Source organism: Shewanella insulae, from assembly GCF_009831655.1.
Taxonomy (GTDB): domain Bacteria; phylum Pseudomonadota; class Gammaproteobacteria; order Enterobacterales; family Shewanellaceae; genus Shewanella; species Shewanella insulae.
Map to the genome: position 1 here is coordinate 119,578 of NZ_WRPA01000008.1, position 14,844 is coordinate 134,421.

A 14,844-nucleotide genomic window follows, 5' to 3' on the forward strand; every position below is an offset into this window, starting at 1 on the left:
GAATATTTTTTAATCTTTCTAAGCCGTTCAAGTATAAAAAAAGCCTGTCTCGTGACAGGCTTTTTCGATCTTATGGCGAGTACAGATTAGTTCTGTGAGGCTTGAATCGCCGTCAGGGCGATGGTGTAGACGATGTCGTCTACCAGGGCGCCACGAGACAGATCGTTAACCGGCTTGCGCATACCTTGCAGCATAGGGCCGATGCTGATTAGATCTGCACTACGCTGAACCGCCTTGTAGGTGGTGTTACCCGTATTAAGGTCTGGGAAGACGAACACGGTTGCCTGGCCGGCCACTGGGCTGTTAGGCGCCTTAGACTGGGCCACGTTTGGCATCACGGCGGCGTCATATTGCAGCGGGCCGTCGATCACCAGCTCTGGACGTTTCTCCTTGGCGATGCGAGTGGCTTCACGCACCTTATCTACATCCGACCCTGTGCCTGAGCTACCGGTTGAATAGCTGATCATGGCAACCTTAGGCTCAATACCGAAGGCGGCGGCACTATCGGCCGACTGGATGGCGATATCTGCAAGCTGCTCGGCGTTTGGATCTGGGTTGATGGCACAGTCACCATAAACCAATACCTGATCCGGCATCAGCATGAAGAAGATAGAGGAGACCAGGCTAGAACCCGGCGCCGTCTTGATCAGCTGTAGTGGTGGACGTATGGTGTTGGCCGTGGTGTTTACCGCACCCGAGACGATACCGTCGACCTCACCCTGGGCCAGCATCATGGTGCCCAGCACCATGTTGTCTTCCAGTTGCTCGCGGGCAACCACTTCTGTCATGCCTTTGTGGCGACGCAGTTCAACCATAGGGTCGACATAGCGCTCACGTGCGGCTTCAGGCTCGATGATTTCAACCCCTTCGCCTAAGGTGACACCCTGTTGGCCAGCGATACGCAGGATCTCTTCACGGTTACCGATAAGCACACAGCGCGCGATACCGCGATCGGCGCAGATGGCTGCGGCTTCGATAGTTCTTGGCTCGTCGCCCTCTGGCAGTACCACTGTCTTGCCTGCGGCGCGGGCCAGCTCGGTAAGCTTGTAGCGGAAGGCCGGTGGTGACAGTCTGTGCTCACGTGGTGAGTTCATGGTGATGCTTTCTACCCAGCTCTGATCGATATGGCTGGCGACATACTCCTGCACCTCTTCGATACGCACGGCATCATCCACAGGCACTTCATGGTCGAAGCGCTGGATGTTGAGCGAGGTCTGCCAGGTGTTGGTGTCGATCAAGAATACAGGTAAACCTGTCTCGAAGGCTTGTTCACACAGGGCCATGATCTCAGGCTCTGGCTCATAGCTACCAGTTAGCAGCAGTGCACCCACCTTGACGCCGTTCATCGCCGCCAGACAGGCTGAGACGATCACATCGGAGCGGTCGCCCGAGGTGACCAGCAGGGAGTCTGTCTTGATGTGGGTGACCATGTTAGGAATACTGCGGGCGCAGAAGGTGACCTTGCGCAGACGACGGGTATTCATCTCGCCGGCATTGATGATGCGGGCACGCAAGTGCTTGGCCAGGTCCGAGGCGCGTGGCGCGACCAGATCCAGGTTATATGGCACGCTACCTAAGATGCGCAGCTTGCTCTTACCGGGCAGCTGGAACATGCTGGCGGCATCGGGACGCTGCACGTCCTGGTGATCAAATACCTCAGATAGATCCGGGCGGGCACGACCTTCGTCGTCCACCGGTGCACCAATCTTGTTGATGATGGCGCCGATAAGGCGTTTGTTTTTGCTACCGCCCCAGGCGTTGTGGGCGATCTCGAGACGGTTCATCAAGGCGGTCGGGGTTTCGTTACCCGGCGCGGCGACGAAGATGATATCGGCATCGAGCGCCTTGGCGATCTCGTAGTTGATGTCATCCGAGAAGGGGTGGTTGCGGGTCTGCACCAGACCTTCGACGATCAGGGTTTCGCTAGGATCGGCACATTCGGTGGCGCGGGCGATGATCTGCTCCATCAAGACATCGGTCTGATCTGTGCGGATCAAGTGCTCGGCGTGAACCATGTCGAAGGGCTCGAGCGGGTTAACCGTCGGCGACTTGCTTAGGATGGTGGTCGAACGCTCAGGGCCCTTATCGGTTGGGCGCTGCTGGGCGATAGGCTTGAAGAATCTCACCTTTACCCCGTGGCGTTCCAGCGCACGTACCATACCTAGACTGATAGATGTCAGGCCGACGCCGGTGCCATTGGGGATGAGCATAATATTGCGAGACATAGTTACCTCTTATGCCCCGGCCTGTCTATCGGCCGGGTCTTGACAAAATTCGTTGCGGCGCATGGCGCCGCGATAGCATTTACTGCTTCGATAACATTACTTTAGCAGTGAAACCGCGTCTTCGGCGATCACCCACTCTTCGTTGGTTGGGATCACCATGGCAACTGGGCCATTGTCTGTGGTGATCTGACCCTGGTTACCAAAGCGCGCCGCCTGGTTGCGTGCAGGGTCCACTTCGAAGTTGAAGATCGCAAGCAGGTTAAGTACCTTCTCACGGATAAGATCTGAGTTCTCACCGATACCACCTGTGAAGACCAAGGCGTCCAGGCGGCCCAGTGGCACTGTGTAAGAGGCGATATACTTGGCCAGACGGTAGCAGAAGATCTCAAGTGCTAGCGTCGCGCCCTTGTGGCCTTCGGCATAACCTTCTTCGATGCCGCGGCAATCGTTAGTCAGCTCGGAGATCCCCAGCAGACCGCTCTGCTTGTTCATCAGGTTGTTCACTTCATCTAAGGTGTAACCCAGACGATCCACCAGGTGGTAGATGATAGAAGGGTCGATGTCACCACAGCGGGTACCCATGACCAGGCCTTCCAGCGGTGTCAGACCCATAGAGGTATCGACACTCTTACCGCCTTTCACGGCTGTGACTGACGCGCCATTACCCAAGTGGGCACAGATGACGTTGGTGTCGGCTAATTCTTTACCCAGTGCCTTGGCGGCTTCGCGGCTCACAAACAGGTGGCTGGTGCCGTGCATGCCGTAGCGACGGATGCCGTGCTCGCGATAGAGCTTGTAGGGCAGGGCATAGACGAAGGCATGTTCTGGCATGCTTTGGTGGAAAGCGGTGTCAAACACGGCGATCTGTGGCAGGCCAGGGAAAGAGGCCTGGGCGGCACGGATACCGATAAGGTGCGCAGGGTTGTGCAGTGGCGCCAGGGCGGCACAATCTTCGATACCCGCGATCACGCTGTCGTCGATCACCACAGAATGGGTGAACTTCTCACCGCCATGTACCACACGGTGACCGATAGCCTGGATCTGGGCGGCGACTTCAGGATACTGGCCCAGAATGTCTTTAACGATAAACTCGATCGCCTCGCGGTGAGCCGTAAAGGCACCCAGCTTAGACTCGAATTTATTGCCATCGACTTTCCACTTGATGCGTGAATCTTCCAGACCAAAGCACTCTGCTAGACCTGAGATCTGGTCGTCACCCGTAAGTGCGTCGATAATGGCGAACTTCAGTGATGAGCTGCCGCAGTTTAGTACCAAAACCAGTTTGTTTGACATGTTTAAAACCTTTTGCAAAGTGGGTGAATGACTGGCATCCACTTAAATTAAATGACGTCGACGTCTGGGGTCGATGTCGCTTTAAATTCTCGTTCCTGAGATTAAGAGTGGGTCTTCGCCGAAGCGATGCCCCTTGGGGCTGACGCTTGCCTTGTGCTATGGTAAAGACAGTCTCTTAAGTGTTAGGTGTCATCATTGACTGTTCAAGTCTTAAAAACCTTAGGGGTCGGTCGACGCTATATGAAGACTTGGCCTATGGTTCGACAACTTAGTTTTTATTTTCCAGAGTATCGCGTGATCCGCGCGACGGCTCTGGCGATTCGCTTGATGCCGCTGCTGGCCCTGTTGGCCGGTGGCAGTCAACTCTATCTGTATGGCTGGGCCTGGTTACCTCAGGCCATCACCATCGCCTTGTTCTTTATCAGCTTGCCTATTCAAGGCTTGCTCTGGCTCGGTTGGCGAGCCAAACATCCGCTGCCACTTTCTCTGCTGGATTGGGGCAATAATCTGTCCGCCAAGCTCCAGGGGATGGGGGTGGCTTGTCCCCCTTTAGGTGCCAGTGCCTGTTATCTGGACATGGCTGTCATCTTGAAGATGGCCTTCGAGCGTCTCGATAAGCAATACTGGGAAGCACTCTAAAGCGAGTTAGTACATGGCGTTGATGCCAGCTTCCACAAACACCTGTTTAATTTGCTCCATGGTTTCGCGCGACGGGGGAGAGATTTCCTTGAGGGGATACTCTTCGCCCATGGCTTCCCATTTGTGTTTGCCTAGCTCGTGGTAGGGAAGGAGTTCTACCTTCTCTACGTTGGTCATAGGTTTAATAAATTCTGCCAACCCTTTTGCCGAGGCAATATCATCGGTATAACCGCCCACGACCACATAGCGTATCCACACTTTTTGTTGGCGTTTTTGGAGATACTGGGCGAATTGCAGCGTGCGATGATTGCTGACATGGGTTAAGGCGATGTGTTGGTCGTCGTCGATATGCTTGATATCGAGCAGAACCAAGTCTGTGTTATCGAGGAGTTCATCGATAACCGGTGTGTATTTACGTACGAAGCCGTTGGTGTCCAGGCAGGTGTGTATGCCTTGCTGTTTGCAGGCCTTGAACAGGGCTGCGACAAATTCGGCTTGAAGTATGGCCTCGCCGCCACTGGCGGTGACGCCTCCGCCGCTGGACTCGAGAAAAGGCCGATAACTGATGATCTGCTCCATCAGCTCGTCGACCTCGATTTCACGTCCACCGTGAAGATCCCAGGTATCACGATTGTGGCAGTATTGGCAGCGCATCAAGCAGCCTTGCATAAAGGTGATAAACCGAATGCCGGGACCGTCGACTGTGCCAAAGGATTCCAGTGAGTGAATCCGCCCTTTTACTGTCATTGTGACTCCGAAAACTTCAATTAAAGTAGGCTGTGCTAAATTAGTGCACAGCCTAGCTTATATTCACCAAAAATCTAGCGTTTGACCGCTCGATTGACGGAATTTACATCCCTTTGGTGAAAGTACGTGTAATGACGTCCTGTTGCTGCTCTGGTGTCAGTGCGTTGAAGCGCACGGCGTAACCAGAAACACGGATTGTCAGCTGTGGATACTTGTCTGGGTTAACCACGGCATCTTCCAGCATTTCGCGGTTCATCACGTTCACGTTAAGGTGCTGACCACCTTCACGAGTCTCGTTATGAGCGAAGTAACCGTCCATCAGTGCAGCCAGGTTAGCGCGGCGACCGTCTTCATCTTTACCCAGTGCGTTTGGCACGATAGAGAAGGTATAAGAGATACCATCTTGTGCGTGAGCAAACGGCAGCTTGGCAACCGAGGTCAGTGACGCGATAGCGCCTTTCTCGTCGCGGCCATGCATTGGGTTCGCACCCGGCGCAAATGGTGCGCCGGCAGGGCGACCGTCTGGCGTAGTACCCGTCTTCTTACCATAAACCACGTTTGAGGTGATGGTGAGGATTGACTGAGTCGGGATCGCGTTACGGTACATCTTCTTGTGACGGATCTTAGCCATGAAGCGCTCAACCAGCTCGGTGGCTAAATCGTCGACGCGTGCATCGTTGTTACCAAACTTAGGATATTCACCCTCGATGTCGAAATCGACGGCGATGCCGTTTTCGTCACGAATTGGCTTAACCTTGGCAAACTTGATGGCAGACAGGGAGTCGGCAGCGATAGACAAACCGGCGATACCACAAGCCATTGTGCGACGTACGTCTCTGTCGTGCAGCGCCATCAGGGCCGCTTCGTAAGAGTACTTGTCGTGCATGTAGTGGATAGCGTTCAGCGCAGACACATATTGGGTGGCTAGCCACTCCATCATGTTGTCTAGGCGGCCCATCACATCGTCAAAGTCCAGTACTTCATCTGTGATTGGCTCAAACTTAGGACCGATCTGAGTCTTAAGCTTCTCATCCACGCCGCCGTTGATGGCGTAAAGCATGGTCTTGGCCAGGTTGGCGCGCGCTCCGAAGAACTGCATGTGCTTACCAACAACCATAGGGCTCACACAACAGGCGATGGCGTAGTCGTCAGAGTCGAAATCTGGACGCATCAGGTCATCGTTTTCGTACTGAATAGAGCTGGTGTCGATAGACACCTTAGCGCAGTACTTCTTGAAGTTCAGCGGTAGCTTCTCAGACCAAAGCACTGTGATATTTGGCTCTGGGCTTGGACCCATGTTGTATAGGGTGTGCAGGAAGCGGAAGCTAGATTTAGTTACCAGAGTGCGGCCGTCAAGACCCATACCCGCGATAGACTCGGTCGCCCAGATTGGGTCGCCAGAGAATAGCTCGTCGTACTCAGGGGTACGTAGGAAACGCACCATACGTAGCTTCATCACGAAATGGTCGACCATCTCCTGGGCTTGCTGCTCGGTCAGGACACCATTCTTGATGTCGCGCTCGATGTAGATATCCAGGAAGCTAGAGGTACGGCCAAGTGACATGGCGGCGCCGTTTTGGCTCTTCACTGCGGCCAGATAGCCGAAGTAGGTCCACTGAATCGCTTCTTTAGCGTTGGTTGCAGGACCTGAGATGTCACAGCCGTAGCTGGCAGCCATCTGCTTCATCTGACCCAGGGCTTTGTGCTGCTCGGCGATCTCTTCGCGTAGCTGCATGGTGGCAGAAAGATCTTCGCCTGCTTCAAACTGCGCTTGCAGTGAGCTGAACTGGGCAAATTTTTCCTGCATCAGGTAGTCGATACCGTACAGGGCGATACGACGGTAGTCACCAATGATACGACCACGGCCGTACGCATCTGGCAGACCAGTCAATACGCCAGACTTACGGCAGCGCATGATCTCTGGGGTGTAGATATCGAACACGCCCTGGTTGTGTGTCTTGCGCAGCTCAGAGTAGACATACTTGATGTTTGGATCCAGTTCACGACCATAGGCAGCGCATGAACCTTCGACCATACGGATACCGCCATTGGGTAACATGGCACGCTTAAGTGGCGCGTCTGTTTGTAGACCGACAATGGTTTCAAGATTTTGGTCGATGTAACCTGCTTCATGAGAGGTAATGGTAGAGACTTTGTCGGTATCGAAATCAACCGGCGCGTGAGTGCGGTTTTCTTGCTTGATACCTTCCATCACTTTGTCCCAAAGCGCGCTGGTCGCTTCGGTGGCGCCGGCTAGGAAAGATTCGTCTCCTTCATAGGGCGTGTAGTTCTTTTGAATAAAGTCGCGTACATTTACTTCAGACTTCCAATCACCAGGAGTAAAACCTTCCCACGCTTTGGTGAACAGCTCAGTTTTTTCGGTCATCGTACTAATACCTTCTGTTTGAGATAAAGGTTATTGGTTATCGAGTGGCTGTCACTTAAGACGTTGCGATACACCAATAGCTATTCTTCGCAGCTCCCTTCAATGTATTACCCGGATGATGGGAACTGATTATCGAAACGGTAAACCGTGTCGATTTAAATCTGTTTTACGCGATATCCGAAGCCGTTCGATACTCATTGTTTAGAAGGATTCGGTTATCGTTAAATTGGTAAGACCAATTAACCATATGAATAGTACCATATCTCCCTAGGTGCTGCATCAGAATCGGTCTGCTTTAGCCCGAGTTAATGCCAAAATTGCTATCGGGTTATCATTTTTGGGGCAAAATTTCGTTTGCATCTCACCTAAGAGTCGGTTATTTGCGCGAGGTAACTCTCACTTTCACCGGGAGGTTCATGGCAATTAGGAGAACGTGGATTCCTTGGTGTTATGCGGGCCATGCCTATAGGGCATATTGATGCCTGTTATCAGCAAGTTTGATGTAAGTATAGGGGAGAAAAAAACGAAGAGGGCCTAAGCCCTCTTCGTTATCGGTTTTGAGACTAAAGGAGCGCCGGGATCCCTTGAATCATCCCCACTGCCAGCATGGCGGCCAGACAGATAATAAAGGCCATGCCAGGAATGATCAGCCTGTCGGCCAGACTCAGGCTGGCGGCACGTTCTTTGTCGCCGATCAGGCCATTGTTATCTAACAACATGGTCAGTGCCCAGGCCAGTACAGGGTTGGCAACGAATGAGGCGAAGATACAGATACCTGCCGCCTGGCTGCTTTGGGTATCTTTCACCATCTGCATGCCAGCTTCCAGTAGTGGCAGGAATACGCCAACCAGCAACGCAATTGACATCACGGGACGCCATACGGTGACATCCATAGGGTAACCCAGTACAGCGACTATGATACACAGGCTACCCAGCAAGATGGCGCCGGCAGGAATAGGACGCTTAGCGATTGCCGCCGGGATCATATAGGTACCCCAAGAAGAGGTGATGTTACCGCCACCCACGGCCGTACCGACGATTTGACGCAGCGAACAGGTGGTCATGGTGTCATCCACGTCCATCAGTACTTTCTCTGTGCCCTTAGGGTAGTTCAGTTCCTGGAAGATACGGTGTCCGAGGAAATCTGGTGACCACATGGCCACCGCTAGGATGGCAAAAGGCAGCGAAGCGATGAAGTGCTCGAAGTTAGGTAAGCCTAGCTGCCAGCCGTGTTCGGTAGAGCCCCACCAGTAAACCGGATTCAGGTTAGGGATACCAGGCGCGGTTACAAACTGCAGATCTAACCCGGCGCCTAAGGCGAAGGCCAGGGCAATTGCGGCAATAGAACAAAGCGGGATCGCCAGCCAGCGTTTACCTACCTTGGCCAGATAGGCGTAGAGCACGACATTCACCAAGAGGATGAAGAAGGCCACATAGCCCAGGCTATAGTCCAGCGCGTGTTTGGCCTGTAGGCCGCCGGCCCAGTCAAACAGCGAGGTGATCTGGCTCTTGGCGCCCATGAATCCCAGGAACACCAACAGGCCCCCGGCGACGCCGCTGGAGGTGAGGTTCACCAACCTGGAGCCCCCCTTAAAGTAACTGAGCAGCAGACCAAAGATACCCAAGAGGATCGCAAGCGCTAATGGGTGAGCGCCTGCGAGGGCGATGGCACCAATAAGCGGGATCATGGGACCGTGGTTGCCGCCTAGGTTGGCGCGGGGGTTGATAAATCCAGAACTGATGATACAGAAGAGCAGGGCGGGGATGAGCATTTCGACGCGAACCACCTGAATGGCGAATTCGGCGCCCAGGTTGATGTGATCCCAGCGCTCACTCAGGCCCGATGCCCAGGCGGCCATTACGGCGGAATACATCACCGTGATGCCGATAGTACCTGCGATGGCGGGCACTAGGTCTTCCCACTCGAAGCGGAAATCGCGTCCCGGCAGGTTGAGGCCCCAACGTCTGGGCTTCATGATCTGTAATTCGTGATCTAAATATTCTTCACGAGTGGCAAACTCGCTGGCAGGACGGTGAAGCGCCTTGTAAGTCAGCTCAGAGGCTTCCATCTCTTCTTTTTTGACTGTTTCTGACATAATTTCTCATTCTCCGAAAAGAACTTATTGACTCATCAATTCGATGAAGACTTAGAGGTAATCCTTGCAAGTCAGCGAGTGTCGTTTGTCGAAAGACCCCCAGGTGCCACTCGAGTAACTTGTCCGCCCCCAAGAATGGATTAAACACCCTAAATCCGGTGAGCAGTTGCATCCCTAACGCTGTTTAAAATTGGTCTGACCAATTTACCTCGTAAATCTTAACATAGTGAAAATCACCTGACATTAACTATCAATAAACTTGAAACTGGCGATTAGATGATTTGGGAGCTAGTTAACATCTTGTATCGCTATTTCCGCTCCCTTTTTACATTAGGCATATATATTGCGTTTGGATAGAGATCGCGCCTTCTGTCACTTTTGGGAGCCACTCCCCCCATTCTGAGTAAATTGGAGGTGTCTCTCATGGCTCACATTTTTAGGTGGGTTAGACTTCACAAAAAGCGCGCGCATTGTGCACGCTGTCTCGCAAATGCTTGTCTTCGCCTCTCGCTTCGTCTCCAGCTTGCCCAGACAAAGTACCCGCTAAGTATGTTAATCAAGTTGCCTTATAGCTTAGGCAATAGGTGGTTAGTTGCCAGTGTGCCATGTAAGCCCCTTTGACTGTGGGAGTTGTTCACTCTCTCCGTTATCTTGAGCTGAGCAACATTTAGAGTGCTATAAGGCATTGAATTATATTTTAATTATTGCAAAATGTTGTCGGTTTAACATGCTGTTTACTTGGGTGTCCGGCTATCAAATTTACTGATTGTCTCATTCATTAATATCAAATTTTATTTCTACTTATTAGTGGCTAATCTCGGCATCAGAGAGTGAGGCAATGAGCTAACTCTTTGTAAAAACATTTATTAATCAATAGCCGTCTTTCGGGACTTGGCACATGGGAGACGATGTAAATGAAATTTCACCCCTGTTATACGCTTGGCTGGAGATGGATACACAATGTCTATAGCTAACCTAGTACCACTTCTCAGCGAGCCACGCCATTCGATACCAGTTGCAGAGATGAGTCTATGTCAGCGCGCTGCGGTATATGGCCAGGAGAAGGTGACTAAGGCGGCGATGCAGTCTATCGGTCAGGCGATGTTTGCCGGTGCCTTTATCGCGCTCGCCTTCGTGTTTTATCTCACAGTCACCACAGGCGCATCGGGCGATTGGGGCATGGTGCGCCTCGTTGGGGGCTTAGCCTTTAGCTTGGGGTTGATGCTGGTAGTGATCTGTGGCGGTGAGCTTTTTACCAGTAGCGTGCTGAGCAGTGTCGCCTGGGCGCAAAAGCGTGTCAGTACACGGGCCTTGCTGGCCTGTTGGGGACGTGTCTATCTGGGTAACTTTTGCGGCGCCATGATCATGTTGGTATTGATCCTCAGTGCCAAGATGTACCTGTTAGACGCTGGCTTGTGGGGCCTCAATGCCTTGAAGGTTGCCCAACATAAGCTGCATCACTCCTGGGGTCAGGCGTTCGCCCTGGGCATCCTATGTAACATGCTGGTTTGTTTAGGGGTTTGGATGACTTTCGCCAGTAAGGAGGCGCTGACTAAGGCCATCCTGTTGATGCTGCCTGTGGCGATGTTTGTCAGCAGCGGCTTCGAGCACAGCATCGCCAACCTCTTTATGGTGCCGCTGGGGATTGCCATCAAGCAGCTGGCCATCTGGGACTGGTATCAGATCCCTGGGTTTACCGCTCAGCAATTTAGCGATCTGACGCTGCTCCATTTTCTGACCAATAACCTCATTCCCGTGACCGCGGGCAACATCGTGGGTGGCGGCATAGTGGTGGGCCTGGGTTACTGGTGGATCGATTCAAGTAAGGCTCGCAGCGCCCCATTAGCCCAGGTGACATCGATGGCGGTGCACCTCGAATCGGCAATAGGCCGTGACGAACGGCTAGATCATCAGGTTAGTCCCATAGGCTCGCCGACAGACTCAAATTCAACCTTATCTACGAAAGCTAGCAGCGGAGATTCCCAAATGCCTAAATCAATTCAAAAACTAAACATTAGCTCACTGATGGAGCAGACCCCCTTTACCTTATCACCTGAGCTATCCGTATATGAGGGGCTCAAGCGGCTCAATGGGGCCCAACTTCGTGGCGCGCCCGTGGTAGACAGCCAGCACCGCCTGCTGGGATTTGTCTCCCAGCAAGATCTGCTACGAAGCCTATGGTCAGAAGAGTTTGTGCGTGGCATCGCCTATAAGGTGGCCGATCTGATGCAGACTCGGGTGCTGACGGTGGGCCCAGACGATGCGGTGGCCGATCTGATAGAGGTGATGGTGGTGGATCGTGACAAGCTGTTCCCCGTGAGCGACATGGGAGTCTTAACCGGGCATACCTATGCCAGCTACGAGGAGCGACTACGCCATGCCAGCGCCAGTAAGCCGAGTAGTTTTCCCGTGGTTAGTGAAGGCAAACTCGTGGGAGTGATCACCCGAGAGGCGATCGTGGCCAAGGTATGTGCTATCTATGGGTAGGAGGAGCCCTGAACCTTGGTGATGTGTTGGCGATTATTATTCGACTAGGGCTTAGTTGACTTAGCGAGGTAGAGATAAAAAGGGGCTAAAGCCCCTTTTTGTTGTCTGCAACTTATCTATAGCTGGCTATAGACGCATTTATCTACTGGCCTTGGTGTGCTGGCGATGTTTGCTCAGGCGTCTGGCTTCGGTGATCACACAGTCGCGCAGCGGGTTTTCACCTGAATCACAACGCCAGACGAAGGAGAGGTGTCGCTGCATATTGAGCTGCGGGGTCGGTAAGATAACCAGTTCACCGGCGGCCACCTCTTTCTCCACATCCAGGAAAGGCAGGCTACTGAGGTAGGGACCGTTCTTCACCAGGGCCTTGAGCAGGGAGACATGTTCATACTCCTTCCAGACGTTGAGTTTTTCGATGACACCGTGGATGGCCCCCTCGAAGATGCGGCGAGTCCCCGCGCCTTGCTCGCGCAGCACCCATCTTGCCTGCTCAAGCTGTGCCAGGCTGATGTTGGTCTGCTTGGCGTAGGGATGATGCGGCGAAGCCACCACCACCAAGTGGTCGTCTAGCCACTGCTCCTGATACAGACGGCTGTCGTCGTTGCGGCCTTCTATGATGCCAAAGTCATATTCGTAGTTAAGCAGGCCCTCGACCACGTTCTCGGTATTTTCCACTGTGAGCTCGATCCTAAGTTCGGGAAAATCGGTATCGATTTTACTGATGAGCTCGGGCAGCAGATGCTCGGCGGCCGTTTGACTTGAGCATAAACGAAAACGACCGCTTATAAGATGTTGTTCGTGAAGGCCTAATTCGATCTGTTGTGCATCTTGCAACAGGCGTCTCGCCCTTGGGCGCAACCAGTTTCCCCAGTGGCTGAGGGTGAGGCGGTTGCCTTGTCTGATGAAGAGGGGGCGCCCGAGCAGATTTTCCAGCTGGCCAAGAGACATGCTAACTGCAGACTGAGTCATCGACAGTTTTCGCGCCGCCGCACTCACACTTTCCAGGCTGGCTACGGCGTCGAACACCATGATTTGTTTTAGTGAGTACTTCATTGACCTTGTGGCGTCCTAACTGATTTAAACAATAAAGAAAACTATCAATAAAATTGATGCTTGTGTGATATTGATTGTATGAGCGCCCGAGTGCTTTCACAAGTAAAGCGTTGATTTTATCTAAGTTACTCGACACGTCTCACTTTTTGGCGGCGTCTTGTGCGCCCGCTGTCATTTCTTGTCAATACGTGAATCCTATCGGGAGGTGACTGAGCCATTATGACCGTGAGGTCTGGGTGATATCTATGCTACGCGGGTGATTCTTGTGCAGTGAAGGAGGAATTGGTTTATATTGGCGGGCAATAACTTAGATTCCAAGAATAACCATGGAAAAACAATGGCAAATCAAGCGCCTTCCCCGGCGGCGAACCCGCAAAATAAAGTTCCCTTACCCGATACCTTAGTGATCATCTTCTTCGTGGCCCTGGCTGCCATGCTACTGACCTATCTGGTGCCTGTGGGGTCTTTCGAGACCCAGGAGATCCATTATCTTGCCGACGGCGTCGAGAAACAGCGCAGTGTGGTCGATCCTAGTTCATTTCGTTATAGCCTGGATGAGGCCGGTGAGCATCTTAAGCAACCGGTCGCCCTGTTTGAGGGAGGCGGGGGCATAGGTTTCTTTAACTTTGCCTTCGAGGGATTAACCTCGGGTTCCAAGTGGGGCACGGCCATCGGAGTGATCATGTTTATGCTGGTGATAGGCGGTGCCTTTGGCATAGTGATGGAAACCGGCACCATAGATAACGGCATCATGAGACTTATTGATAAGACCCAGGGAAACGAGCGACTCTTCATTCCCGTACTCTTTATCCTGTTCTCCCTCGGTGGCGCCGTGTTTGGGATGGGGGAGGAGGCGATCGCCTTTGCCATCATCATCTGCCCACTCATGATACGTTTAGGGTTCGATGGCATCACCACTGTGATGGTGACCTATGTGGCGACTCAGGTGGGCTTTGCCAGCTCCTGGATGAACCCCTTCAGTGTGGCGATTGCCCAGGGCATCGCAGGCATTCCCGTGCTTTCGGGAGCCGGTGTGCGTGGCCTCATGTGGGCGGGCTTCACCCTGATGGGGGTGATCTTTACCATGCGCTACGGCGCCAGGATCCAGGCCAATCCTCAAAGCTCGCTCTGCTACGAGTCTGACCGGTATTTTCGTGAGCATCATGAGACAAACAAGTTACAGAGCCGTTTTAACCTCGGCGATATCCTGGTGCTGCTCGCCATCTTGCTAACGGTTATCTGGGTGATCTGGGGCGTTGTTGCTAATGCCTGGTTTATTCCTGAGATCGCCAGCCAGTTCTTTGCCATGGGGATAGTTGTAGGGATGATAGCGGTGATCTTCAGGCTCAATGGTATGACGCTTAATCGTATGGCGACCAGCTTCAAACAAGGTGCCGGCACCATGCTCGAGCCCGCCTTGTTGGTTGGTTGCGCCTCGGGGATCTTGCTGCTTCTTGGCGGCGGTAAGCCGGATGAGCCCAGCGTTCTCAACACCTTACTCAATAGCGCCGGTAGCCTGATAGGTCAGTTGCCAGCGGTCGCTTCGGCCTGGTTTATGTTGTTGTTTCAGTCGGTATTCAACTTCTTTGTCACCTCGGGGTCGGGCCAAGCGGCATTGACTATGCCCTTGATGGCGCCTCTTGCCGATATCGTCGGCGTGTCACGTCAGGTGGCTGTGTTGGCCTTTCAGTTGGGGGATGGTTTTACTAATGTGCTGGTGCCGACGTCGGCGTCATTGATGGCGACCTTAGGCGTTTGCCGCGTAGACTGGGGCGTGTGGCTCAAGTTTATCTGGCGTTTCATATTGGTGCTGTTTCTGGTATCGAGCCTTGTGGTGGTTGGCGCTCACTATCTTGGTTTTGCCTAGGCGGTTCTGTAGAGTAGACAATAAAAAACGGCATCCTAGGATGCCGTTTTT

General features: G+C 53.0%; 9 protein-coding genes. 3 read left to right on the forward strand and 6 right to left on the reverse strand.

The window, feature by feature from the left end; translation table 11 throughout:
• Positions 1 to 86: 86 nt before the first annotated feature.
• Positions 87 to 2,225 (reverse strand): phosphate acetyltransferase, encoded by a 2,139-nt coding sequence (gene pta / locus GNT65_RS10565; protein WP_160795992.1) that lies wholly within the window; start codon positions 2,223 to 2,225, stop codon positions 87 to 89.
• Between the two features lie 96 nt (positions 2,226 to 2,321).
• The gene (ackA, locus tag GNT65_RS10570; protein WP_160795994.1) at positions 2,322 to 3,518 is read right to left on the reverse strand and encodes an acetate kinase; all 1,197 of its coding nucleotides are present in this window, start codon (positions 3,516 to 3,518) and stop codon (positions 2,322 to 2,324) included.
• A gap of 195 nt (positions 3,519 to 3,713) precedes the next feature.
• Between ackA and yfbV the strand changes: the two genes are divergently transcribed.
• On the forward strand, positions 3,714 to 4,157 hold the full coding sequence (yfbV, locus tag GNT65_RS10575) for a terminus macrodomain insulation protein YfbV (RefSeq protein ID WP_160795996.1): 444 nt from the start codon (positions 3,714 to 3,716) through the stop codon (positions 4,155 to 4,157).
• A gap of 6 nt (positions 4,158 to 4,163) precedes the next feature.
• Here the strand turns inward: yfbV and pflA are convergent, their stop codons facing one another.
• The 3 genes from pflA to GNT65_RS10590 all read right to left on the reverse strand — a co-directional run bounded on the left by pflA (position 4,164) and on the right by GNT65_RS10590 (position 9,386).
• Positions 4,164 to 4,904 carry a pyruvate formate lyase 1-activating protein gene (gene pflA / locus GNT65_RS10580; protein WP_160795998.1) on the reverse strand — a complete coding sequence of 247 codons (741 nt, stop codon included), beginning with the start codon at positions 4,902 to 4,904 and terminating at the stop codon, positions 4,164 to 4,166.
• A gap of 103 nt (positions 4,905 to 5,007) precedes the next feature.
• Positions 5,008 to 7,290 (reverse strand): formate C-acetyltransferase, encoded by a 2,283-nt coding sequence (gene pflB / locus GNT65_RS10585; protein WP_160796000.1) that lies wholly within the window; start codon positions 7,288 to 7,290, stop codon positions 5,008 to 5,010.
• Positions 7,291 to 7,853: 563 nt separating this feature from the next.
• A complete protein-coding gene (locus GNT65_RS10590; RefSeq protein WP_160796002.1) occupies positions 7,854 to 9,386 on the reverse strand; it encodes a DUF3360 family protein in 1,533 nt (510 codons plus the stop codon).
• 960 nt (positions 9,387 to 10,346) lie between these two features.
• Between GNT65_RS10590 and focA the strand changes: the two genes are divergently transcribed.
• On the forward strand, positions 10,347 to 11,873 hold the full coding sequence (gene focA / locus GNT65_RS10595) for a formate transporter FocA (protein ID WP_160796004.1): 1,527 nt from the start codon (positions 10,347 to 10,349) through the stop codon (positions 11,871 to 11,873).
• A 138-nt stretch (positions 11,874 to 12,011) separates the two neighbouring features.
• Here focA and GNT65_RS10600 read toward each other — a convergent pair whose 3' ends face one another.
• On the reverse strand, positions 12,012 to 12,926 hold the full coding sequence (locus tag GNT65_RS10600) for a LysR substrate-binding domain-containing protein (protein ID WP_160796006.1): 915 nt from the start codon (positions 12,924 to 12,926) through the stop codon (positions 12,012 to 12,014).
• A 337-nt stretch (positions 12,927 to 13,263) separates the two neighbouring features.
• Between GNT65_RS10600 and yfcC the strand changes: the two genes are divergently transcribed.
• On the forward strand, positions 13,264 to 14,793 hold the full coding sequence (yfcC, locus tag GNT65_RS10605) for a putative basic amino acid antiporter YfcC (RefSeq protein WP_160796008.1): 1,530 nt from the start codon (positions 13,264 to 13,266) through the stop codon (positions 14,791 to 14,793).
• Positions 14,794 to 14,844 lie beyond the last annotated feature (51 nt).

Coding starts and splice junctions, on each gene's coding strand:
- yfcC (WP_160796008.1), top strand. CDS start 13,264: ATGGCAAATCAAGCGCCTTCCCCGGCGGCGAACCCGCAAAATAAAGTT.
- pta (WP_160795992.1), bottom strand. CDS start 2,225: ATGTCTCGCAATATTATGCTCATCCCCAATGGCACCGGCGTCGGCCTG.
- GNT65_RS10600 (WP_160796006.1), bottom strand. CDS start 12,926: ATGAAGTACTCACTAAAACAAATCATGGTGTTCGACGCCGTAGCCAGC.
- pflB (WP_160796000.1), bottom strand. CDS start 7,290: ATGACCGAAAAAACTGAGCTGTTCACCAAAGCGTGGGAAGGTTTTACT.
- focA (WP_160796004.1), top strand. CDS start 10,347: ATGTCTATAGCTAACCTAGTACCACTTCTCAGCGAGCCACGCCATTCG.
- ackA (WP_160795994.1), bottom strand. CDS start 3,518: ATGTCAAACAAACTGGTTTTGGTACTAAACTGCGGCAGCTCATCACTG.
- GNT65_RS10590 (WP_160796002.1), bottom strand. CDS start 9,386: ATGTCAGAAACAGTCAAAAAAGAAGAGATGGAAGCCTCTGAGCTGACT.
- pflA (WP_160795998.1), bottom strand. CDS start 4,904: ATGACAGTAAAAGGGCGGATTCACTCACTGGAATCCTTTGGCACAGTC.